This is a genomic window from Leuconostoc inhae (assembly GCF_019656015.1).
Classification (GTDB): domain Bacteria; phylum Bacillota; class Bacilli; order Lactobacillales; family Lactobacillaceae; genus Leuconostoc; species Leuconostoc inhae_A.
The window spans coordinates 17592-41299 of sequence record NZ_BPKW01000003.1; the positions used below are offsets into that span (position 1 = coordinate 17592).

20 protein-coding genes and 1 tRNA gene are annotated in these 23708 nt (G+C 37.6%); 19 read left to right on the forward strand and 2 right to left on the reverse strand.

What is annotated here, in order from left to right:
* The first annotated feature begins 6 nt into the window (after nucleotides 1-6).
* The 5 genes from K5Q14_RS02120 to K5Q14_RS02140 all read left to right on the forward strand — a co-directional run bounded on the left by K5Q14_RS02120 (nucleotide 7) and on the right by K5Q14_RS02140 (nucleotide 8500).
* Nucleotides 7-969, forward strand: coding sequence for a sugar kinase (locus tag K5Q14_RS02120; RefSeq protein WP_220734189.1), 963 nt, complete (start codon nucleotides 7-9; stop codon nucleotides 967-969).
* 2 nt (nucleotides 970-971) lie between these two features.
* Nucleotides 972-1913 (forward strand): phosphoglycerate dehydrogenase, encoded by a 942-nt coding sequence (locus tag K5Q14_RS02125; protein WP_220734190.1) that lies wholly within the window; start codon nucleotides 972-974, stop codon nucleotides 1911-1913.
* A gap of 87 nt (nucleotides 1914-2000) precedes the next feature.
* Nucleotides 2001-4532: a M1 family metallopeptidase gene (locus tag K5Q14_RS02130; RefSeq protein WP_220734191.1), complete on the forward strand. Its 2532-nt coding sequence runs from the start codon at nucleotides 2001-2003 to the stop codon at nucleotides 4530-4532.
* 239 nt (nucleotides 4533-4771) lie between these two features.
* The gene (locus K5Q14_RS02135) at nucleotides 4772-6052 is read left to right on the forward strand and encodes an MFS transporter (protein ID WP_220734192.1); all 1281 of its coding nucleotides are present in this window, start codon (nucleotides 4772-4774) and stop codon (nucleotides 6050-6052) included.
* A gap of 99 nt (nucleotides 6053-6151) precedes the next feature.
* A complete protein-coding gene (locus tag K5Q14_RS02140) occupies nucleotides 6152-8500 on the forward strand; it encodes a Xaa-Pro dipeptidyl-peptidase (protein WP_220734193.1) in 2349 nt (782 codons plus the stop codon).
* A 57-nt stretch (nucleotides 8501-8557) separates the two neighbouring features.
* Here K5Q14_RS02140 and K5Q14_RS02145 read toward each other — a convergent pair whose 3' ends face one another.
* Entirely contained in the window at nucleotides 8558-9913 is a 1356-nt protein-coding gene (locus tag K5Q14_RS02145; protein ID WP_220734194.1) for an HD domain-containing protein, read from the reverse strand.
* A 151-nt stretch (nucleotides 9914-10064) separates the two neighbouring features.
* Between K5Q14_RS02145 and K5Q14_RS02150 the strand changes: the two genes are divergently transcribed.
* The 12 genes from K5Q14_RS02150 (at nucleotide 10065) to K5Q14_RS02205 (ending at nucleotide 19284) form a co-directional block, all read left to right on the forward strand.
* Complete coding sequence (locus tag K5Q14_RS02150) at nucleotides 10065-10505, forward strand: YwiB family protein (protein WP_220734195.1); 441 nt, start codon at nucleotides 10065-10067, stop codon at nucleotides 10503-10505.
* Nucleotides 10506-10530: 25 nt separating this feature from the next.
* The gene (rpoE, locus tag K5Q14_RS02155; RefSeq protein WP_220734196.1) at nucleotides 10531-11100 is read left to right on the forward strand and encodes a DNA-directed RNA polymerase subunit delta; all 570 of its coding nucleotides are present in this window, start codon (nucleotides 10531-10533) and stop codon (nucleotides 11098-11100) included.
* 161 nt (nucleotides 11101-11261) lie between these two features.
* Nucleotides 11262-11335, forward strand: a tRNA-Lys gene (locus K5Q14_RS02160).
* Between the two features lie 415 nt (nucleotides 11336-11750).
* Nucleotides 11751-13133: an amino acid permease gene (locus K5Q14_RS02165; protein ID WP_220734197.1), complete on the forward strand. Its 1383-nt coding sequence runs from the start codon at nucleotides 11751-11753 to the stop codon at nucleotides 13131-13133.
* Between the two features lie 172 nt (nucleotides 13134-13305).
* Complete coding sequence (plsX, locus tag K5Q14_RS02170) at nucleotides 13306-14352, forward strand: phosphate acyltransferase PlsX (RefSeq protein WP_220734198.1); 1047 nt, start codon at nucleotides 13306-13308, stop codon at nucleotides 14350-14352.
* A gap of 53 nt (nucleotides 14353-14405) precedes the next feature.
* Nucleotides 14406-14654 (forward strand): acyl carrier protein, encoded by a 249-nt coding sequence (locus tag K5Q14_RS02175; protein WP_220734199.1) that lies wholly within the window; start codon nucleotides 14406-14408, stop codon nucleotides 14652-14654.
* A gap of 277 nt (nucleotides 14655-14931) precedes the next feature.
* Nucleotides 14932-15417, forward strand: a complete 486-nt coding sequence (msrC, locus tag K5Q14_RS02180) for a free L-methionine (R)-S-oxide reductase MsrC (RefSeq protein ID WP_220734200.1) — start codon at nucleotides 14932-14934, stop codon at nucleotides 15415-15417.
* 86 nt (nucleotides 15418-15503) lie between these two features.
* Nucleotides 15504-17018: an ABC transporter permease/substrate-binding protein gene (locus K5Q14_RS02185; RefSeq protein ID WP_220734201.1), complete on the forward strand. Its 1515-nt coding sequence runs from the start codon at nucleotides 15504-15506 to the stop codon at nucleotides 17016-17018.
* On the forward strand, nucleotides 17018-17461 hold the full coding sequence (locus K5Q14_RS02190) for a SprT family protein (RefSeq protein WP_220734257.1): 444 nt from the start codon (nucleotides 17018-17020) through the stop codon (nucleotides 17459-17461). Before K5Q14_RS02185 ends, K5Q14_RS02190 begins: the two co-directional genes overlap by 1 nt.
* 49 nt (nucleotides 17462-17510) lie before the next feature.
* Entirely contained in the window at nucleotides 17511-18338 is an 828-nt protein-coding gene (locus tag K5Q14_RS02195) for a Cof-type HAD-IIB family hydrolase (protein WP_220734202.1), read from the forward strand.
* A gap of 2 nt (nucleotides 18339-18340) precedes the next feature.
* Nucleotides 18341-18547 (forward strand): hypothetical protein, encoded by a 207-nt coding sequence (locus K5Q14_RS02200; RefSeq protein WP_220734203.1) that lies wholly within the window; start codon nucleotides 18341-18343, stop codon nucleotides 18545-18547.
* 2 nt (nucleotides 18548-18549) lie between these two features.
* Entirely contained in the window at nucleotides 18550-19284 is a 735-nt protein-coding gene (locus tag K5Q14_RS02205) for a CPBP family intramembrane glutamic endopeptidase (RefSeq protein WP_220734258.1), read from the forward strand.
* A 48-nt stretch (nucleotides 19285-19332) separates the two neighbouring features.
* On the opposite strand, the gene K5Q14_RS02210 is transcribed toward K5Q14_RS02205, so the two are convergent.
* The gene (locus K5Q14_RS02210; protein WP_220734204.1) at nucleotides 19333-20430 is read right to left on the reverse strand and encodes an aminopeptidase P family protein; all 1098 of its coding nucleotides are present in this window, start codon (nucleotides 20428-20430) and stop codon (nucleotides 19333-19335) included.
* A 207-nt stretch (nucleotides 20431-20637) separates the two neighbouring features.
* Here K5Q14_RS02210 and ccpA point away from each other — a divergent pair, with 207 nt between their 5' ends.
* Both ccpA and K5Q14_RS02220 read left to right on the forward strand, forming a co-directional pair.
* Complete coding sequence (gene ccpA / locus K5Q14_RS02215; RefSeq protein WP_220734205.1) at nucleotides 20638-21645, forward strand: catabolite control protein A; 1008 nt, start codon at nucleotides 20638-20640, stop codon at nucleotides 21643-21645.
* Between the two features lie 120 nt (nucleotides 21646-21765).
* A complete protein-coding gene (locus K5Q14_RS02220) occupies nucleotides 21766-23625 on the forward strand; it encodes an acyltransferase family protein (RefSeq protein WP_220734206.1) in 1860 nt (619 codons plus the stop codon).
* Nucleotides 23626-23708 lie beyond the last annotated feature (83 nt).

The window sequence follows — 23708 nt, forward strand, 5'->3', positions numbered from 1 at the left end:
AATAAAATGAGTGAAATTTTGACATTAGGTGAACCAATTGTTACCTTTACATCAACTGATTTGAATGCAGGATTAGTTGATAGCATTAATTACTATAAATTTTTGGGTGGTGCAGAACTTAACGTTATGATTGGTGCCACGCGTTTAGGACATAGCACTGAATATATTTCTCAAGTGGGTGCTGACCCCTTAGGGCAGTTTGCCATCAAAGAAATATCGAAATATCATGTGGGCAATCAATATATTTCAACTGATGATAATAACTGGACCGCTTTTCAGTTAAAAGAGTTAGTTGATCAAGGGGATCCAACCACGTTTAATTTCCGACGTCGGTCGGCAGCGGCACATTTTGATAAATCAAATATTGATCATATTGACTTTACTGATGTTAAAATGGCCCACCTATCAGGTATTTTTCCAGCTATTTCAATGCAGGCACGAGAAGCATTTCGTTACTTTGCTGAGCAACTTATTACACGAGGCATTCAAACGACATTTGATCCCAATTTACGTCCAGCACTATGGGAATCACAGGCGGTGATGATTGAAACCATTAATGATCTAGCTAAATATGGTGAAATTGTGTTGCCTGGTATTAACGAAGGGGAAATTCTGATGGGATCACGTGATCCTGAAAAAATTGCTGACTTTTACTTGGAAAATAGTGACAGAACGCAGACTGTTGTGGTAAAACTTGGGCCAGAAGGTGCATATGTTAAAAATAAATCTGGCGACAGCTATACAGTTAAAGGATTTCATGTTAAAAAGGTAGTCGATACGGTTGGTGCAGGGGATGGCTTTGCATTAGGATTGATTACTGCACTCATTGAAGGATTACCAATGGCTAAAGCAGTTGCACGTGGTAATGCGGTTGGTGCATTACAGGTGCAAACAACGGGTGACAATGATGGCTATCCAACACCAGATGAGTTGACACAATATTTAATATCAGAACAGAAAGAGGATTAAACATGACAAAGCAAGTATATTTACCAGATGATATTCCGGCAGTTGGCAAGACAATTTTAACTGATGCCGGCCTTGAGGTGAGTGTTGGTTCTGGTCGTGAACGTCAAACAATGAAAAATGAAGGGGCTCAAGCATCTGCAGTTTTGATTGGTACGCAGCCTTTTGATGGCAATATGATGGACAGCATGCCTAATTTAAAAGTAATTGCCCGTAATGGTGTTGGTTATGATGCGGTTGATGTTGATGCAGCAACAAAGCGTGGTATTTACGTGGTAAATACACCTAAAGCCTTGTCTGGCTCAGTTGCTGAAACAGCCGTCTCTGAATTATTAGCGATTAGTAAAAATTTGTATCAAAATGCAACAGCAATTCATGAAGATAATTGGCATTATCGTAAGGCACATCCAGGTCGTGATATTGCAGGCAAAACAGTGGGTATTCTTGGATTTGGTCGTATTGGGCAACAGGTCGCTAAAAAGTTAAGTGGCTTTGATGTTAAAATAATCGCCTATGATCCATTTGCAAAATCGACAGATACCGTTAACATAGTTGATCGTGAGACAATTTTTAAAACAGCTGATTATGTTATGATCCATTTACCAGCAATACCTGAAACAATACACACGATTGGTACAGCTGAATTTAAAATGATGAAAAACGATGCGTATTTAATTAACATGGCGCGTGGGGCGATTATTGTTGAATCAGAATTAGTGACCGCTTTAAAAAACGATGACATTGGTGGCGCTGCTCTGGATGTTTTTGAAGAAGAGCCATTGCCAGTAACCAACCCATTGGTTGGCTTAGATAATGTTTTACTAACACCACATATTGCGTCTAACACGATTGAAACAAAGGCACGGATGGCAATTGATGCAACACGCGATATTGTGCGTGTATTGCAGGGAGAAAAACCAGAATCAGCTGTGAATCAGTTAAATTAATGCTTATTTTTTAAACGTTCCTGATGAGGGACGTTTTTATTTTAAACGTGTATAATAGAAGTATTCTAACAATTTGAAGGAGAAATTATGGCTGAATTAACACGATTTTATAATACATTCCAACCAAATCATTATGATATATATTTGGATATTGATCGATCGTCAAAAATAATTACTGGAACAACGACAATTTCAGGGATAGCGCAAAAGTCAAAAATTGCGTTGCATCAAAAAGATTTGTCTGTTCATGCTGTACAAGTTGATGGCCAGTCAGTGCCATTTTTGATTGACCATGAACTAGACGCGCTTAACATCACATTGCCAAAATCTGGGGAAACAAAGGTAACCGTTGACTATACAGCACCTTTAACGGATACGATGATGGGTATTTATCCGTCTTACTATGAGATTGATGGCGAAAAGAAGCAAATTATTGGTACACAGTTTGAAACTAATTTTGCACGCCAAGCATTTCCTTGTATTGATGAGCCAGAGGCTAAGGCAACATTTGATTTAGCCATTAAGTTTGATGAACAGTCAGACGAAACAGTATTGGCTAACACACCGGAATTACGTGTTGAAAATAATATCCATTATTTTGATACCACAGTAAAAATGTCAACTTATTTAGTTGCTTTTGCGTTCGGTGAGTTACAAAACAAACAAACACAAACAGATAGTGGGGTTAAAGTGGGTGTTTATGCGACAAAGGCACATGACCCTAAAACACTTGATTTTGCATTAGATATCGCTAAACGTTCGATTGAATTTTTCGAAGATTTCTATCAAACACCTTATCCATTAGCACAATCAAATCAACTGGCATTACCTGACTTTTCAGCTGGCGCCATGGAAAACTGGGGATTGGTGACTTATCGTGAAGCATATTTAGTGCTTGATCCAGACAATACGGCTTTGGAAGCTAAACAGGTTGTTGCCACAGTGATTGCTCACGAACTCGCCCATCAATGGTTTGGTGATTTGGTGACGATGAAATGGTGGGATGATTTGTGGCTAAATGAGAGTTTTGCCAACATGATGGAATATGTTGCTATTGATGCGCTTGAGCCTGATTGGCACATTTGGGAATTGTTCCAAACATCTGACGTACCAGCAGCCTTACACCGCGATGCAACCGATGGTGTGCAAGCTGTGCATGTTCAAGTTAACCACCCAGCTGAGATTGATTCGCTGTTTGATGCCGCAATTGTTTATGCAAAGGGTGCACGTATGTTGGTGATGGTGCGTGCGTTAATTGGCGATGATGCTTTGCGTCAAGGCTTAAAAAATTATTTTGCTGCGCACAAATATGGCAACGCCACTGGATCTGACTTGTGGCAAGCATTGGGTGATGCCTCTGGTCAAGACGTTTCAGCTATTATGAACTCGTGGTTAGAACAACCAGGCTATCCAGTTGTTTCTGCTGAAGTGATTAATGGGCAGTTAACTTTAACACAGCAACAATTCTTCATTGGTGAAGGTAAAGACGCTAATCGTTTGTGGCAAATACCTGTTAACAGTAACTATGAGGCAGTGCCTAAAATAATGACTGAACAAAAAGTTGTTTTAGGTGATTATGTGACGTTACGACGAGATGCTGGCGAAGCATTTTATCTCAACATGAGCAATGATTCGCATTTTATTGTCAACTATGACGCGACGCTCTTACAAGATATATTAGTCAATGTTGATCAACTAGACGCGATTACGCAACGTCAAATTATTCAAGATTTGCATATACTTGCGCAGGGACGACAAATCGCATTTGCAGAAATTGTACCGTTACTTGTACGTTTTGCTAACAGTGACTCTAAGATTGTTAATGATGCTTTATACACTGTTGCACAAGACCTACGTCAATTTGTAACACCTGATTCTGATAAAGAAAAGAATTTGAAGCAGTTCTATGATAAATTGAGTCATCAGCAATTTGAACGATTAGGTTGGCATGCCAAGGAAAATGAATCATTAGATGATGAATTAACGCGTCGTTACATTGTTTCAGCTTCATTGTACGCAGAGAATAGTGTTGCAACGACACAGGCGCATGACCTATTCAAAACGCATGAGGGTGATTTGAAGCAGTTACCAGCAGAAATACGTGTGTTCATTATTCGTAATGAAGTTCAAAATTATGGCAATCAAACGTTATTTGATGACTTGCTCTTAAATTATCGCCAAACTTCTGACGCGGGGTACAAACAAGATTTGCGTGCAGCGATTACGAGTGTCACGGATCCAAAACTTGTCAGTCAGTTGGTGGCAACATTTAAAAACACGGATGTGATTAAGCCACAAGATTTGCGGGGATGGTTTGGTAATACTTTGCGTAACGCACATGGCGAACAGGCTGCTTGGGATTGGCTACGACAAGACTGGGCTTGGCTAGAAGCTAAAGTTGGTGGTGATATGGAATTTACGACTTACATTACCGTGGCTGCTAGTGTTTTGAAAACAGACCAACGCCTAGAAGAATTTAAAAATTTCTTTAATCCAAAAATTGATCAACCGGGCTTAACTCGTGAAATTAAAATGGATACACGTGTAATTAGTAGTCGTGTGGCACTAATCGCATCAGAAAAAGACGCAGTGAATCAAGTGATTGCTGATAATATTTAAGCACTAAGGGGAACCATAGCTAGGGTTCCTTTTTTGTTGTAGTAAAAAAATTAGAAAATCAAGATAATGATAAAGTTATGAAGCACTTAGCCGCTTTAGTTTAAGTTAAAAAGAAACAGATGTCTGTATTTTAATAAAAATGTTAAACGTTTAATTGCTTCTTATCGTTATTTATGGTTTAATATTTAACGGACAAAATAAAGGTTGCCAGTGAGCAATCATTTTGAAGGGGAATTATAATGTCACAGAGTCAGTCTAGTAACACCGAAGAAAATTTAATGTCGAGCAAGATGACTAGCGAACAAAAAGTGGTCCTTGGATCGACAACGTTAGGCTTTACATTAGACCACATGGATGCAACATTTTTGTCATTTGCTTTGGCACCGATGATTGCAGAATTGCACATTACTGGGGCGCAAGGTGGTATTATTGCTGCCATGTCTAACTGGGGTGCCTTACTTGGTAGTGTCCTGTTTGGCATATTAGCTGATCGCATTGGCCGTGTACGTGTTTTGTCATATACAGTGATGTTAGTGACATTTGCGACGGTCATTCTAGCATTTCTTGATAATGCACATACGATTTATGCTTCTCGTTTCTTATTAGGTATGGTAACTGGTGGTGAATATGGTGTCAGCATGGCGTTGATTGCTGAAAGTTTCCGAGCTAACCGTGTCGGTAGAATGAGTTCAATTACAGCAATTGGCGGTCAAGTGGGTGCTATTCTAGCAGCCATCTTGGCAACGTTGATTATGCCAGCCTTTGGTTGGCGTGGTTTGTTCATGATTGGTTTCTTACCATTAATTGTTGTTTATATTGTTCGTCGGCATTTGAAAGAAACACCGGCATTTGAACAATTGAAATCAGACTACAAATCAGGTCGAAAGAAATTCAGCTTTAAATTTATCGCTAACACACCAAAGCGTGCTTACACATCATTCGTGTTGATCATTATGCTAACCATCCAAACATCTGGCTATTATGGCTTGATGAACTGGTTACCAACAATTATGCGTAAACAGTTGGGGATAACGTCAACTGTGACAGCCGGTTATGTGAACTTAGGCATGATTCCAATTATTATGGGGATGGCAGTTGGGATGATGACATTTGGGACTATTTTAGATAGAATTGGACCACGACAGGCGTTTGCTATTTTCTTAGTGGGTTCAGCGATTATGATTTATACGTTTACCTTTGCTTATAACATGTGGACGTTAACCATATTGGGCGCTGTCGTTGGTTTTTTCTCTAATGGTATGTATGGTGGCTTTGGTGCTGTCATTAGCCGTCTGTATCCAGCCGAAATTAGAGCAACGGCTGCTAACACGCTCATGGGCTCAGGACGCGCCTTAGGTGCCTTCTCGTCCGTTGTTATTGGTTGGATTATGGACAACTATGATGTCGCCACAGTCATGTTGAGTTTGACAGTGATGTACTTGATTAGTTTGGTATTCATGTTAACGATTCCAGACTTTAAAAAACTTGGAGCAAATAGTCAATATCAAGAAACAAATTAATAAATCTGCAAGTTCACAAATCAAACTATGATTTGTGAACTTTTTTGATGTCAACTTAATGGGTGTATAATGAGAATAATTATTGAAAGGTACGCTGAGATGACAAAAATACAACAATTTGGTAAAAAAACAGTGGATAAAACAACTGAAATAACTGAGTTATCAACCATTGGATTTTATAATGAGACATGGGTAAAAGCAGATATTTTAAATCATTTGCTACGTCGAGCATTACCTGAGTATCATAGCTATGCTCTAGAAAATGACTGGTTAACGGATCATTTAGCCACAGCAGAGTTAACGATATTAGAATTTTTACAAAACAAACAACCCTTAACGACAGCGATTTTTTACACAATTGCGACACAATTATTAGGTTTTGAGGACGAATTGCAGGAAGCTAATTTTGATGGACAACAGGTTTTTAAAAATGTGGGGCTCGCCATAACTGATGTATCAGATATTTATCACGCGTGGTATGTCCTTTTAAACACGCATACGAAGAATGGTCTATTGTTCGTTGACGAATTGGCGAGCCATGGTTATTTTAAAGCAACCAATCAACGTCTCATATTTAATGGCAAATCTTTGGTCACTTACGATACGAGAGATTTAATTCAAGAAACGGTTTGGGTTGAAACAGCAGTTGATTCGGATAATGATGGCAAACCAGATCTTGTACAAGTTGATATTCAACGGCCTAAATCACTGGAAAAATTACCAGTCTTGTTTACGGCGTCGCCGTATTATCAAGGTATGATGTTGAAAGAAAACGATGCAAAGATACATGATGTTAATCAGCTATTAACGTATAAAATACCGACAAAAGTGGCTAATGCGCCCACTGCTCATCATGATATGAAGGCAATCTCACCGCGGGTGATTGCCGATGAAACAACCACAGCAACAAAAACCTTTACGGATCTTGCAGGTCGCGCTTGGGATTTGAACAATTATTTTTTATCACGTGGTTTTGCGGTAGCATATGCCGCTGGCGTGGGTACAAGGCATTCTGATGGCATGCAAGACACTGGTTCACCAGAACAGGTTGAATCTATGAAGAACGTTGTAGAATGGCTAGCAGGCAATCGTGTGGCTTTTACAGACAGGACAAGCCAAATTGCAATTACTGCTGACTGGTCTAATCACAAAATCGCCATGACGGGTCGTTCTTATTTAGGCACGTTAGCCACAGCAGTGGCAACAACTGGTGTTGAAGGCTTGAAAACAGTTATTTCTGAAGCGGCTATTTCTGATTGGTATCAATATTATCGTGATAATGGCTTAGTGATTGCACCAGGCGGGTTTCCAGGTGAAGACATGGATGTGTTAGCTGAGTTAGTTTATAGTCGTATGCAGGATCCTGCTGATTGGGCTCGTACAAAATCAGCTTGGCAAATTTATCAACAGAACACGGCACGGTTGCAAGATCGTCAAAATGGTAATTATGATACTTATTGGGCTGCACGAAATTATCTTAATCAAGCTAAAAACATCAAAGTGGACATTATTTCTGTGCATGGGTTAAACGATTGGAATGTCAAGCCACGTCAAGTTTATCGTTTGTGGCAAGCATTACGAGGAACCGCTCATCATAAACTGATTTTGCATCAAGGCCAACATATTAACATTAATAATAATCGTTCACTCGATTTTGCTGACCAAATCAATTTATGGTTTTCTGATAAGTTACTAGATCTTGATACTAGCGCTACAACAATTTTGCCAACAGTAACTTGGCAAGATAACACCAAAACGCAAACTTGGTATAAATTAGAAGATTGGGGTGCAGCGTCAAAAAAGACGACATATTATTTAGCAACAAATCAACTGACCTTAGCGCCTGCAACTGGTGAAGGCGCTTTTACGGATTATTTGCCTGAGAGACTATTTAAAAAATATACAACAAATTTTAATCATTGGCGTGCTCAAACGTTGAAACAAGTGCCAGAATTACTGCATACGCAACAACATTTTAGAAGTGAAAGGATCACAAAAGCACAGGTAATTAACGGAGAAAGTGTCTTACAGTTACGCGTTAAATCATCGAAAAATATTGGACTGATCAGCGCGATGTTAATTGATTACGGCGAAGATGATTATCTCAAACCGCATACCACTAATCAAAATGTCATGATTGATCGCGGTGTTAATTTTGCTAAAGTCGCGTTACAAGAATTTGAGTTGCAAAAAGCGAGTAGCAAAATGATTACAATTGGACATATTAATTTACAAAATCGCACAAATGCTTGGCAAAATGATGCGTTAATTGCCAATGATTATGTATCAATAACCCTTAAATTGCAACCAACGTTGTACAAATTACGTGCAGGACATCAATTAGGATTAATTATTTATGCCACTGATTTTGAGATGACGATACGTGGCAATCAGGCGATCACTTATACAATTGATTATGAAAATAGTAATTTAACGCTACCACAATAAAAAAGCATTAACTCGACTTTTTATCGTCGTAGTAAATGCTAGGCCATCAGTTATTGCTCAACTTTCGGGATTTGGCGTCGTGAGTGAATTATTATGAATATAACTACGAAATGTTTTAAAAGTATCCGCAAATAATTCGTCAGGTTCGATGTTTAACATTTCTTTTGGAAAATAAAATCGCTTATCAAACGACACTTGTCCTTTGATTGCTGCAACAAGTGGCGATAATTCTGATAGTTCTCTATGTGAACCATCATCTAACACAAAGTCTATTTGTGTGCGTGGCTTGGCGACGTTAGGCTTGTAATCGTCATATGGTAGATCAAACGCATCATTTCGTGCTGTGTAGTACTCGGCATTATAGCCGGCAATGCCAACCAATTTGTCGAGATCTTCTAGTAACGGCGCTGTTTCATCATTAATAATGATAGATTTTAATGGCCGTCGATCTAAGAAACGTTGTGACAAGTCAGATAAAATCGGATCTGGATGATGGCGCCACATAGAAATATAAGTCATAAACACATGGTCGTCAATTTGTAAATAATCATAAATAGTGAGTGGTGCGTCATTAAATAATGGCGTGAGTAGCGGACCGACAAAATCTTTTTCATGTGTCTCACTGGCGCGATATAATTCACGTGCACGGTGCAATAAATGCTCAAGCAGTACTTCCATACCACGAGATACTGGATGGAAATAAACCTGTAGATACATTTGATAACGACTGACAACATAATCTTCAACGGCGTGCATACCAGCAATGTCAAAGGCAATACCATTTTTGGTCGGTTTCATTGTCCGCAATATACGATCAATATCAAACTCGCCATACTTCGTGCCAGTAAAATAAGCATCCCGCAACAAATAGTCCATACGATCAACATCTAGTTGGCTAGAAATTAACTGCACAACTTGTGGGTTATCATAGGTTTTAGCAATGACACTGGCAACTTTATTTGGGAAATCTGGTGCCACACTTGCTAATACAGCATGTATTTCTGTATTGCCGGTGATAATTTCACGGGTAATAGCTTCGTGATCTGTACCGAATAAGTGTTCAAAAGTATGTGAAAATGCACCATGGCCAATGTCATGCAATAACGCTGCCACTAAGGTCACTAAACGTTCGTCTTTTTGCCATAAGCCATCATTAGGTGTTTGAGACAGATAGTACTGTTCAAAGTGTTCAGTGATTCGTCTGGCAATCTCATAAGCGCCAACTGAATGACCAAATCGTGAATGTTCAGCACCGTGAAATACAGAACTAGTGATACCTAGCTGTTGGACCCGTCGAAGGCGTTGAAATTCACTTGTGTTAATTAAATCAAGAATGACGCGATCTTGAATATGGATAAAGTTGTGAATAGGATCACGGAGTACTTTTTCGTTTAATAATTTATCTTGTAACATATTCTGCCCTTTTAGTCTTTCTTATATTATAATTGATTTCTAAAGAAAATAATAACAAAGTTGTATTAATGCGCCAAATGAGTAAAATAATACGGTTACTTGACACATTAATAATTAATTTTACGTTAACATAATTGAAATGAGAAAAAGAATGGCAAATGATAATGTGACTATATATTTAAAAACAACAATTAATCAAGCGGGTGAATCTGAAGTTTTTGAATTTGACACAACAGGTGAAGTGTTAATTAAAGATGGGGTGGTTTTTTTGCGTTATACTGAAGTCATTGCTGGTCAAAGTCAGACAAAAGTATTGTTCAAAATAGCAGGCGATCATGCGCGATTAAATCGCAGTGGTGAGGGGTCAACTAAACTTGCTTTTACAGAAGGTCAAAGATTGCCGGCGCATTATCAAACACCGGCAGGACAGATGCAATTAGAAACTTATACAACAACTTTATCAAGTCAATTTGATTTAACACAACTATCCGGTTTAGCAAATATTAGCTATGAACTTTATGCAAATGATGCAATTGTCGGGCAATATGATATTTTGTTGCAATTTAGTCAAAAATCTAGTAAACTTAATTAGTTAGAAACTCGAAAGGACGGGCACTATGGCACTCACACAATTAAGCAGTCACCCAAAAGAAGAATTAGCATTGGTTGAAATTGCTTCTGAAATTTTGGCGGAACATAAGAACGTTATGCCGTTTAGCTCATTAGTACAAGAAATTCAGGATTTTTTGGCAGTTGATGCCGAGACGTTCAAGTCACGTCTCTCACAATTTTATACAGATTTAAACACAGATGGCTCATTTATTTCCCTTGGAAACAATGAATGGGGACTACGTGCTTGGTATCCAGTCGATGCGATTGATGAATCAATTCATGAAATTGATGATGACGACGATACACCAAAGCGTAAAAAAGTTGCAAAGAAAGTTAACGTTTTTGCAGATGCTTCTACAGATGATGATGTCATTGATTATAATGATGATGATCCAGAAGATGAAGATTTCGGTGAAGTTAGTAATGATGAAAACAATGCTAATGGTTCAGAAGTTGCAGATGACGATGACGAAGATATTGCTGTTGGTGACGATGAGTCGATTGATGACAATTTGACAGAACTGACCGGCACAAACGATTTAGATGATTTGAGTGACGGTGATATTGAAAAATAATCCTATTAAAAATTCGCGAAAGCGATTTTTTTTTTGCACTGAAACGCTGGTATATCAACGAATTTTAAAGTGATTACAAATGTAATCAACAAACTTTCTAAAAAGGGTTGCTTTTTTAGAAGAATGTCTGTAATATATATAAATGTGCTACGGCATTGTTTGCTCCTTTAACTCAGTTGGTTAGAGTAGGGGATTTTTAATCCCAAGGTCCTCGGTTCGAGTCCGAGAGGGAGCACTGATTTCACAATCAGGAGACCTTGGGATATTCCATTAAAAGCAAGTAACTTCGGTTACTTGCTTTTTTTTGTCTTTAAAAATTTGCACAAAAAGATAAAACATAGTATTATTAGATACAGACGTTGAGACGGACATTTTGTGTGATTACCCTTGAATAAGAGACATCATGGACGGTGAGAATGATGAGGGGAACTAGCAAAGACTACCGTTGAGGTTTGGTATGAGTAAACTAAAAGTTGAAATTACCATCGGAGTAATTGGTCGTTAACCTAATTGTTTTAAGAAGTACGTATATTTTACGTCTAAAATTGGGTTGGTACCGCGCAAAAGCGCCCCTAGATTAAGTTCTAGAGGCGCTTTTTTTACGCCGATAATATTTAATTATAGAGAAACATGTTGGAGGAGTGCTGCTAATGGCAGAAAAAAAGAACAGAGAATTAAATAGAGACTTATCATCTCACCAAATGCAGATGATAGCCCTTGGTGGGACGATTGGCGTTGGCCTATTTATGGGGTCAGCCGCAACAATTAAGTGGACAGGTGTTTCTGTTATATTAGCGTATGCACTTGCAGGGTTTGTACTTTATCTAGTCATGCGTGCGCTAGGCGAGATGTTATATGTTGATCCGTCTGTCGGATCATTTGCCAACTATGCTACAAAATATATTCATCCACTTGCTGGTTACTTAACAGTTTGGGCGAATGTATTTCAGTGGGTTACGGTTGGTATATCAGAAACAATTGCAGTTGGTTTGTATCTAGACTTCTGGTTTCCAGGCGTTCCAAGTTGGGTAACAGGCGTTGTTGTGTTAGCAACACTAACATTAGCTAATCTGACCACTGTCAAGGCTTATGGCAATCTGGAATCATGGTTTTCGATGATTAAGGTTGTGACAATTATTCTGATGATTATTCTAGGCTTGATGGTTATTTTGTTCGGTTTGGGTAATCATTGGCAACCTGTTGGTTTTTCTAACCTTTGGCGTCATGGTCCTTTTTTTGCAGGTGGTTTTAAGGGCTTTATGTTTGCCTTATCAATTGTTATTACCTCATATCAGGGTATTGAAGTAATTGGTATCACTGCTGGAGAGACAGAGAATCCAAAACATGCCATTGTTGCCTCGATTAGATCAATTGTCGCACGAATTTTAATTTTCTACATTGGCGCAATTTTTGTTATTATTACAATATATCCATGGAATCAATTAGATCAAGTTGGATCACCGTTTGTGGAAACTTTTTCACGTGTTGGCATTACAGCAGCAGCTGAAATCATTAATTTTGTGATGTTGACTGCAGCGATGTCGGCGTTAAATTCTGGTATTTTTAGCTCGAGTCGTATGTTATACACTTTGGCACTAAATAAGGAGCTGCCCCCAAAGTTTTTGGGATTATCAAAACATCATGTGCCAACACTGCCAATTTTGGCCGTTTCAGGCGGTATCTTATTGGGAATCATACTCAACGCAATATTACCGTTTTTCTGGCGTGGCAGTTCAAATATTTTCGTATTAGTTTATTCTGCTAGTACATTACCTGGTATGGTGCCATGGTTTGTCATCTTGTGGAGTCAAATAAAGTTCAGACGTGAAAACGAGCAACATATGGCTGAACATCCGTTCAAAATGCCTTTATCGCCTTATACGAACTACTTTGCCATGATCATGTTACTGATTACGCTGATATACATGGTTATTAATCCAAATACACGCATACCACTAGTTATTGGTTTGGGATTTCTGTTTATCATGTCGATTATTTTTTTGTTAACACGTAAAAGACATGCTAGAAAATAAACAGCACGTTATGACTATAAATGATAAAATAAGTAAATATTAAACACGGAGGAAATATGTTTGGCGCTGTATATAAAAACGGAACACTTTATTTTCTGTTTATCATAACAAATGATATCCAAAAATTAAGAGATAGCTGTTACGTTAAGCGATGACAAACATTTCTAAAATTATGAAAATAGCAATAGATGCAATGGGTGGCGATTTTGCGCCACTAGAGATAGTTAAAGGTATTGAACAGGCACGTGATCGTTATAAAGACATTTCATTTCAACTTTATGGCACAGAAAATAAAGTTAAACCTTTAGTTCAAAATTGGGAGCGCATTGAATTGATTCCAACGACTGAGGTCATAGAGATGGGTGACGAGCCTGTAAAGGCGATGCGACGTAAGAAAGACTCATCAATGGTACAAGCTGCTATGGCTGTTAAAGAAGGTCGTGCAGACGCATTATTTAGTGCCGGCAATACGGGTGCGTTATTATCAAGTGCAATTTTCTTGATTGGTCGTATCAAAGGCGTTGATCGTCCTGCACTCGCAACAGCATTGCCAAGCTTTAATGGCCCGCATGATCAATTTGTTTTCATGGATTTAGGCGCAAATGCTGAAAATAAACCATCACATCTATATCAATATGGTATCTTGGGTAGTTTCTACGCAACGCATGTTTTAGGTATAAAAAATCCGCGTGTGCGACTACTTAATAATGGGGCGGAAGAAGATAAAGGTGATGAAGTTCATAAAACAGCACATATGCTAATGAAGGATGCACCATCATTTAATTTTATTGGTAATATCGAAGCACGTGAATTACTTGAAGGTACTGCCGATGTTGTTGTCGCTGATGGCTTTTCAGGTAATGCTGCTTTGAAAGCCACAGAAGGTACAGCTTTGATGATGCTAAAACAAATCAAAAATGCTATCATGTCATCTGGACTTAAGGGCAAAATTGGTGGGGCGCTACTCAAACCAGCCTTTCGTGAGGTTCAAAAAAAGTTGGATTATAATGAAGGCGGTGGGGCTGTTATTTTGGGTGTCAAAGCGCCTGTAGTTAAAACACATGGTTCAGCAAAGGCTAATGCCGTGGCTAATACTATGGGACAGATTAAAACAATGATTGATAATCAATTAGTGCTAGACGTACAGACTTATATCACAGCACATAAAGAAGAACTCCAATCTGGTAAAGAAGTGCTACATGCACAATTCAATGATTAGTGGTATACTAATCACTTGAGATAATTGATTAAATAAATATTGGAGAACCAACAATGGCTATGGAAAAAGAAGCAATCTATAATATGATGGCTGACGAGATTGCAGAACGTTTCAATGTGGAACGTTCTGCAGTAACACCGGATTTGAATTTTTTAACTGACATTGACGCAGATTCTATTGATTTTGTTGAGTTGATTTTGGAAGTGGAAGATATGTTTAACATTAGTATTTCAGATGAAGATTCAGAAAACTTAATCACACTACAACAGACTGTTGACTATATTGCGGCACATCAAAATTAAAAGAGAATATAGTGCGATTGACACTTACTAAAAATAAGCTTATACTGATTTAAAAGTTAGTTAACCAAAGCTATCGTGTCAAAAAAGTATGTGATTTAAACAAAACATTGTCCGTTTGAATGATGTAAACTTTAGGGTTGTGCTGTCATGGCAATGCTAATCATTAACGCTATGTCATGTTTAGCATTTCTGTACAAATAAAATATTTGTGCGGAAATGCTTTTTTGATAAATTGAAGCTCAGTGATAGCGCCTTAATAAAATTGGAGGATTAACAGATGTCAGAAATTCAAAAAAATGCGCCTTTAATTTCGCAGTTATTGGCAACCTGGATTAAAGGTGAAAACAGTGAGTCTTACACGCTTGCTAATTATGCTAATGCTGCCGCAATCCTATTTCAAAATATGACTGCAGTGAATTGGGCAGGATTTTATTTGTATCATGCAGAAACAAATACGTTAGCTTTGGGACCATTTTTAGGAAAACCGGCTACGGCTTTGATTGCACCTGACAAGGGTGTTGTGGGTAACGCTTTTACAGCACAGAAAACAATTGTTGTGCCAGATGTGCATGCTTTTTCGGGTCATATTGTATGTGATGTTGATTCAAATGCAGAAATTGTGATACCAATTACAACTGCAAATGGTCAAAAAATTGGTGTTTTGGATATTGACTCAACGCAACTCAATCGATTTAGTAAACAAGAACAGGCTGATTTGGAACATTTTGTTCAGACTTTGATACAGTATATTGAAGTGTCTTAATTCGGTACGACTATTGGTTTTTGTCAAATGACTGTTGTGGTATTTAAAACTATGCGGCAGCAATAGAATTTAAAAAGAGGTTTATTATGTGGGGCACACTAATTGCTCGTCACACGCAATTTTTTGCTGCGCTATGGCAGCATATTCAATTGACAGTCAGTGCCGTTGTGATTGCAGCGTTGATTGCAATACCACTTGCTATTTGGGCTGAAAGGCATGGACGTTATGCTGAGTGGCTTTTACAAATCACTAGCATATTTCAAACGTTACCGTCATTAGCTATACTTGGTTTGCTAATCCCACTTGTTGGCATTGGCACACCAGCAGCCTTAATAGCACTGGTGATTTATGCGTTATTGCCTATTTTTCAAAATACTTACTTAGGATTAACAGGCGTTGATCCAGGTGTATTGGACGGCGGTCGTGCGCTTGGGCTGCCACGGCGATTACTATTACGTAAAATTCAAATACCGTTAGCTATGCCAAGTATCATTGCAGGCATTAGAACGGCGACTGTTTTGATTATTGGCACAGCAACATTAGCGTCATTAATTGGTGCCGGTGGTTTGGGAGACTTCATTCTCCTAGGTATTGATCGTAATAATACGAATTTAATTTTGATTGGCGCCTTGGCGTCAGCTTTGTTAGCTATTGTTGGTGGTTTGATGATTACTTTTGTAGTAAACCTAAGTGGTTGGTTACGAAAAAGTGTGGTCAGTATTTTGATCTTATTATTTGTTGGTGGTAGCATTTTACCATTAATACCACAAAAACAAGCACCGCAAACTATTACAATTGCTGGTAAACTCGGTTCTGAACCAGAAATTTTAATTAATATGTATGCTGCATTGATTAAACAGGCGCAACCAAATACAAAAATCGAGTTACGACCAAATTTTGGTGTGACAACTTTTCTGTCTTCAGCACTAAAAAGTAGTAAAATTGATATTTATCCAGAATTTACAGGAACGATTACAGAATCTTTTGCTAAACCTGCTATAAAATTACCGGCTGGTGCCGATGCTAAAACAACTTACGAAGCGGCAAAAGACGTGGCAGCAAAACAAGGGCTATTTTTAACACAACCAATGCGTTTTAATGACACCTATGCTATTGCTGTACCCATAAAAGTAGCCAAGCAATACGATCTGAAAACGATTGGGGATTTGAAACATCTGCCAAATGCCAAAGCAGGTATGACCGCTGAATTTTTAGATAGGTCTGATGGTATGCCAGGTATTGAGAAAACATATAATCTTAATATACCAACAGTGAGTTTAGATCCAGCAATCCGATATCATGCTATGAATCAAAAGCAGATAAACGTTGTCGATGCGTATTCAACAGATTCACAGTTAGTAGAATATAAGTTACAAGCATTAAACGATGATCGCCATTTTTTCCCAATTTATCAAGGTGCTGCGCTAATGAAAAATAGTTTTGCGACCCAAAATCCCAAAATAGTTGCTGCTATTAATCGCTTAACGGGAAAAATTTCAAACTCGGATATGCAAAAAATGAATTATGCTGTCAATGTTAAGCATGAATCTGCAGGCCAAGTAGCGAAACACTACTTAACAACTCATAATTTACTCAAATGATGACAGAATATGAACTGCAAACGCTTGTCATGGAAATTTCAAAAAAATATTTTGGCCGATCATTTGATCATAATGCAAGTTTTAATACACGGCTAAGAACGACCGGCGGTCGCTATTTACTGGCTAGCCATAATTTGGAATTTAATTTAAAAATGGCTAATTTACCAGAATTTGAAGGTATCATTAAACATGAATTGACACATTATCATTTGCACATACAAAAACGAGGCTATCAACATAAAGATTTAGATTTCAAAAGATTACTCGCACAAGTGGGCGGTTCACGCTTCGCACCATCGCTAAAGCGGGAACAAAAAATTTGGTTATATCGTTGTGAAAATGAACATAATATCATGCGAAAACGACGTGTGCAAGAAGGTAATTATCGGTGTGGCCTGTGCGGCGGGGGAATACACTTTGTTGGTCAAACTGGCAATAAATAACCGTCTTCAGTTATAATGATTGTAGACGTAATTAGAAAGTGAGAATAACATGATTCAGTTGATTTTATCTGACCTTGATGAAACACTATTAAACGATGATGGGTCTATTCATCAAAAAAATATTGATGCCATTCAAAAATTTACGCAAAATGGTGGCTATTTTGTGCCAAATACTGGTCGATCGTATAAGTCAGTTACTGGCACATTAAATACGCTAGGTTTAAATCAAACAAGACAATATGTTGTTTCGTATAACGGCGGGGCGATTGTCGCTATTGATCCTGATGGCAAAGAAGAAGTTATTGCCCAGCATAGTATGTCACTTGATTTGGCAAAAAAAATTTTTAAGCTTGGACAAATTCAAGCTGATGTCGATACACACATTTATACGTTAGATAAATTATTTATTTATAATATTTCACCCGCTGACAAGCAATATATGAGTGAACGACAAGTACCATATACTGAAATAAAAAGTGATGATTTAACTTTTCTAGCTCATGAAAAACCAATTATGAAAGTTATTTTTGAACATAGTGAGCCATCGGTACGGCAAAAAATTGCTGATAACGTGACAAACGAGTTAGCGTCATCGGTTTTGTTGACGTTTAGTTCAAATCGTTATGTTGAATTTAATCCTAAAGGGGTCGATAAGGGTGTCACTGGATTAGAATTGGCAGATATACTACAGATTAATCATGATAATACAGCTGCCTTAGGTGATAATTTAAATGATGCGGCACAAATTAAAGCTGCAGGTATCGGTGTAGCTGTTGCCAATGCCAAACAAGAAATTAAAGATATTGCTGATATTGTGTTAACGACAACTAACAATGAGGCTGCCGTTGCTGATTTTATTGAAAATTATGTGAAATAATTATGAAGAATTGGCTTGCAAGTGTCATGCTTGGCGTGATAACACTCATTTTATTTTTAGGGCTATTTTTTCTAAGTGATAGCCAACAGTGGCCAAAAGGTATCACAATTGGCTTGACAGTTATTTTATTGATTATTGTTAATGCGAGTTTTACTTGGCTTTTTTGGCAATCGCGTAAGCAACATTTAAACGAAGAAGAGGATAATTGAATTTGCTTGATTTAAGGCACGAACCGCAACCAAAGTATCTTTTTCAAAGAATAATAAATTTTATTATCGTGACGTTGTTAATCATGATCACGCCGGTACTATTAGGTATTGCAGTATTACAAAAATCTGTTGCGCTACAAGTACTTTGTGTTTTGATCATGTTTTTAATCTATGCTGCGATTGGTTATTATGCCTATAATTTGTTAAAAAAAACAACAATAAAACCTATTTTCCATAAACCAAATATGAGGCATTGGCAGCATATTTGGTATCTTATGGGCGTGTTTTCTCTGATGATATGCTTGGAATATGTCATCATTTTTTTACGAATACATCTGACTGGTGTGTCGACAACGGCAAATCAAACCGCTATTGATAATTTAACTTCAAATTTGAATGTGACAATGGTTGGTATGATTATATACGGTGTCTTCTTGGCACCTGTTGTTGAAGAAATTATTTTTCGAGGACTAGTTATTAATTATTTTTTCCGTCAATCATGGTGGTGGGCAAGTATTATTCTTTCAGGCTTATTATTTGCTTTCCCACATATGAATGAGATACCAACTAATTTAGCTGATGTGTTGGGTTATCTGATTTATATGCTCATGGGGATGGTATTGGCCTTTGTATACAAAAAAACTGGTAATTTACAAGATAGCATCATGATTCATTTTATCAATAATGCTGTTACAATGTTACCGATGCTCATTATGGCAATTAGTAAAGCTATGTAATATAAAAGATGTCGCTACATGTGTAGCGACATCTTTTATATTGAGTAGTTAAAATTGTAATAATTCTTTAGATGTATGCGTGTAGGAAACAAAGCCATCGGTGCTCATGTAACCTGAATCTTCAAGTCGAACGCCAGCAACACCTGGCATATAAATACCTGGTTCAATTGAAAAAACCATACCTTCTTGTAGTATTAGATCGTTACCAGCCATGATTGAGGGGAATTCATGAACAGAGGATCCGAGACCGTGTCCTAAACGGTGTACAAAATAGTCACCATAACCTGCTTTAATAATAATCTGACGCGCAATGGCATCTAGTTCGCTTGCAGTCATGCCAATTTTTGCCTGTGATTGTGCAGCAAGCTGTGCTTCTAATGTCACTGCATGAATTTCTTTAGCCTGTTTGCTCACTTCACCAAAAGCTACTGTGCGAGTGGCGTCAGAGGCATAGCCTTCTGTCATTGTACCTAAATCAAACAGTGCCATATCTCCTTGCTGCAGTGTGCGTGTTGAAGTTGCACCATGGGGGTCGGCGGCATGATCACCAAATTGTACTAAGGTGTCAAAACTCATAGCAGGGACGCCAGATTTTTTGAGATCATATTCTATTTTTGCTGCAACGGCTAATTCTGAGATACCTTCAGTTAATGTGTGAAATCCAATATCAAATGCACGATCTGCATCATGGCCAGCAGCAATCATGTGCGCAATTTCTGCTGGGGTTTTAATAAGCCTTAGGCGGTTAATTTGATCTGTAATGTCCATATTGAACGAGGCTGATGGATACGCTGATTGCAGCGCATGATAACGTGAAACTGATAAGTTATCAGCTTCGATAGCAAAAGATTGACCTGGTGTCGCATTTTTGATGTGAGCGGTAAGTTTATCCCAAGGTTTCTCTTGATCTTCATAACCAAATGCTTGAAAATGCCAACCGCTTTCTTTCATGCTGTTGACTTCCAAGGCTGGGCCAAATAAAAATGGTGACTGTCCTGATATGAGAACGAGTGCCAGTACGCGTTCAATCGGATCGGATTCAAATCCTGATAGATAAGCAACGCTATGAAAATCGGTTATTATAGCGCCAGCAAGTGAATTTTTTTCAAGCCAAGTTGTTAATGTGGCTATTTTTTCCTTATTCATAAAAATAGATCCTTTTTTAATTAGTTACTAATTACATTTTAACACTTACAATAAAAATTATCTTTTCTTGTAACAAACAGAAACAATGATGAAAACTTGTAAAAATAGCATTGTAAGCGTTTGCAATTTGCTATTTCTTTGATATAATAAGAAGGGGTCAATTATGAAAAAATTTAATTGAATAAAAAATAAAAAAGAAGGTCAATTATGCAGAAAAAAAATTCAGCAACAATTTACGATGTCGCACACCGTGTAGGCGTGTCTTTAGCAACAGTTTCTCGGGTTGTTAACGGAAACAGTAATGTACGCGACTCAACAAAACGTAAAGTGTTAGACGCAATCGAGGAACTTGGCTATCATCCAAATGCTGTTGCGCGTGGATTGGCGTCGAAAAAAACAACAACAATTGGTGTTGTTATGCCAGACGTAACCGATGTCTACTATTCAGAATTAGCGCGTGGTATTGATGATGTGGCAAATATGTATCATTATGATGTTTTGTTAACAAATACCGATGAAGATCCTGTTCGCGAAACGATGGCTGTGAACAATTTGGCAAGTAAGCAAGTTGATGGTATTATTTTTATGGGTAATGAGCTGGACCATGAAGTTGTGAATACAATTTCTGGCGTCAATGCACCAGTTGTCTTAGCAGGTTCTCTAGATAGTGATGAACAATTACCAAGTGTCAACATTGATTATGTTGCAGCTATTAAAGAGGCGGTCACAGCGGTCATTAAAAATGGACACAATCGTGTGGCAATTGTGACCGGACCAGTGGCGCATGCAATTAACGGTATGCATCGTTTGGTTGGTTATAAAAAAGCACTTGAGGAGGCGCAAATAGAATTTGACGATTCTTTATTGTTTGTAACGCATCAAGATTATGCTGCAGGCCTCCAAGTTGCTGAAAGAATTCTTGCCACAGGTGCAACAGCAGTTGTGACATATGATGACGAGATTGCTATTGGCATTATGAATTATTTGCGTGATCATGGCAAAAAAATTCCTGAAGACTTTGAAATCATCACATCAAACGACACTAAGTTTACAATTATAACGCGACCTCAAGTTACTTCTATTGGGCAACCTAAGTATGATATTGGCGCTGTTGCTATGAGAATGCTGACAAAGTTAATGAACAATGAAAAAATTGAACTCACACAAGTTAAATTACCACATACTTTAGAACGACGTGGAACGACAATTAATTAAAAATATATGTTAAAGAAATAAATCCGTAACAATTGACATTTAAACGTAAAAAAAGTAAACTAATAAAAGTGGTTTGCTTTTTATTTTGAAGAAATGTACTAGGGAAGGTTTGTTTTTCAAATGGGGAAAAGACGTTACATTACAGGTTTTGATGGGTTACGTGCGATTGCAGTTATTGGTGTGATGCTTTTTCATCTGATGCCAACTAAAATAATTGGCGGTTGGCTAGGCGTGCCACTTTTTTTTGTGCTTTCAGGTTATTTAATAACAGACTTGTTAATCCAAGAGTATGATAATACACAGCATATTGCACCGATTAAATTTTATATTCGACGGTTGAAACGTCTTTATCCGGCATTGGTTGGTATGCTGTTAATCAGCACGACAATTATTTTGTTGTTTGATCAACAACTCATTTACAACTTAAGACATATTTTGATCACTAATCTGGTTTATGTGTATAATTTTTGGGCAATTAATAATGGTCAATCCTATTTTCAACAATTTGGTGGTTCATCACCTTTTACGCATTTGTGGTCGCTATCTATTGAAGGGCAATTTTATCTCGTTTGGCCATTTGTTGTATGGGGTGTTTTGAAATTACGCATTAAAAAAATATATGTTTTTGTATCGTTGGTGCTTATGTCAGGAATGAGCGCAATTTTAATGGCTGTTTTATACCAACCAAATGCAATTAATCGCGCCTATTATGGCACAGACACACGATTATTTGCAATTTTGTTGGGATCTGCGTTAGCATTTGTTTGGTCGTCAACCAAATTACGACCAATAGCAAATAAAACATCAAAAAACCTGCTGAATAGTATAGGCGTCGTTTCATTAGTGATTGTGCTTAGTGGTTTTTTATGGCTAAATGGGCAAAATGATGCGACTTATCATGGCTTAATGTATCTGTTCACTATTATGATTACCATTTTAATTGCAGTTATTGTGCATCCAGCATCATGGTTTTCAAGCGCCTTTGATAACAAATTTCTAAACTATCTTGGTAAACGCAGTTACAGTATCTATCTATATCAATTACCAGTGTTCGTTTTTTTTGAAAAATTTGTGCCACACTATAAAACATCTTTCTTAAATATGATCATTGAAGTGTTAATAGTTATTGGAGTTAGTGAATTGAGCTATCGATACATTGAAAAAATTTTCAGTTATACGACAGTATTGAAGCATATATTTCAATGGTTTGTAGCATCACGTAATCGCTTTTTTGGTGGTGTCGTTGTTAGTTTAATGTATCTGCTTTTTTTAGGAAACGGGCTAACTGATCATCGGGCAGGCATAGCTTTACCAGAAACAAAATTACAAAAAACATTAAAAAAGAATGAAGTTGAAGTGGCTAAACGTAATGCAATAGCCGAAAAAAAAGCGCATGCATCTGCTTCTAAAAAGCAAAAAAATACAACATTAACAAATGATCAAAAAAATATTGTGGCAACTTATGGTTTGAAATCCAAACAATATTTGGCTTTTAAAGACTTGCCGTTTAAAGCAGTTGGTGATTCTGTCATGCTAGACGCGGCACCTTATTTGCAAGAAGTGAATAACAATATGGTAGTAGATGCAGAAGTTGGACGGCAATCGTATCAAACACCACAAATTGTTGAACAATTGGCTAAAAATGGAAAATTGGCACCAAACATGTTGATTGGATTAGGGACAAATGGTGATATTAAACGTGCTGATCTAGATCAAATGATGACAACGTTTGGTAAAAAGCGTCAAGTTTATTGGATGAATAATTTTGTCCAGAGCCGTTCATGGCAAGATGAAAATAACAAAATGCTACTTGATGCAGCAAAACATTATCCAAATCTACATGTGATTAATTGGTTTGAGCTTGCGGAACAACATACTGACTGGTTTGCTGACGATGGTGTGCATCCAGGCCCAGTAGGTGATCGTAACTATGTGCGGTTATTGGTAGAAAAAGTTAGTCAAGTAAATCATATTAAATAACATAGTTAGGCCTTTACAGTCTGATTATATTCGCTTAGAATGGGAGAGAATACAAGTATGGAGGAAGTGTGTAGATGATACAC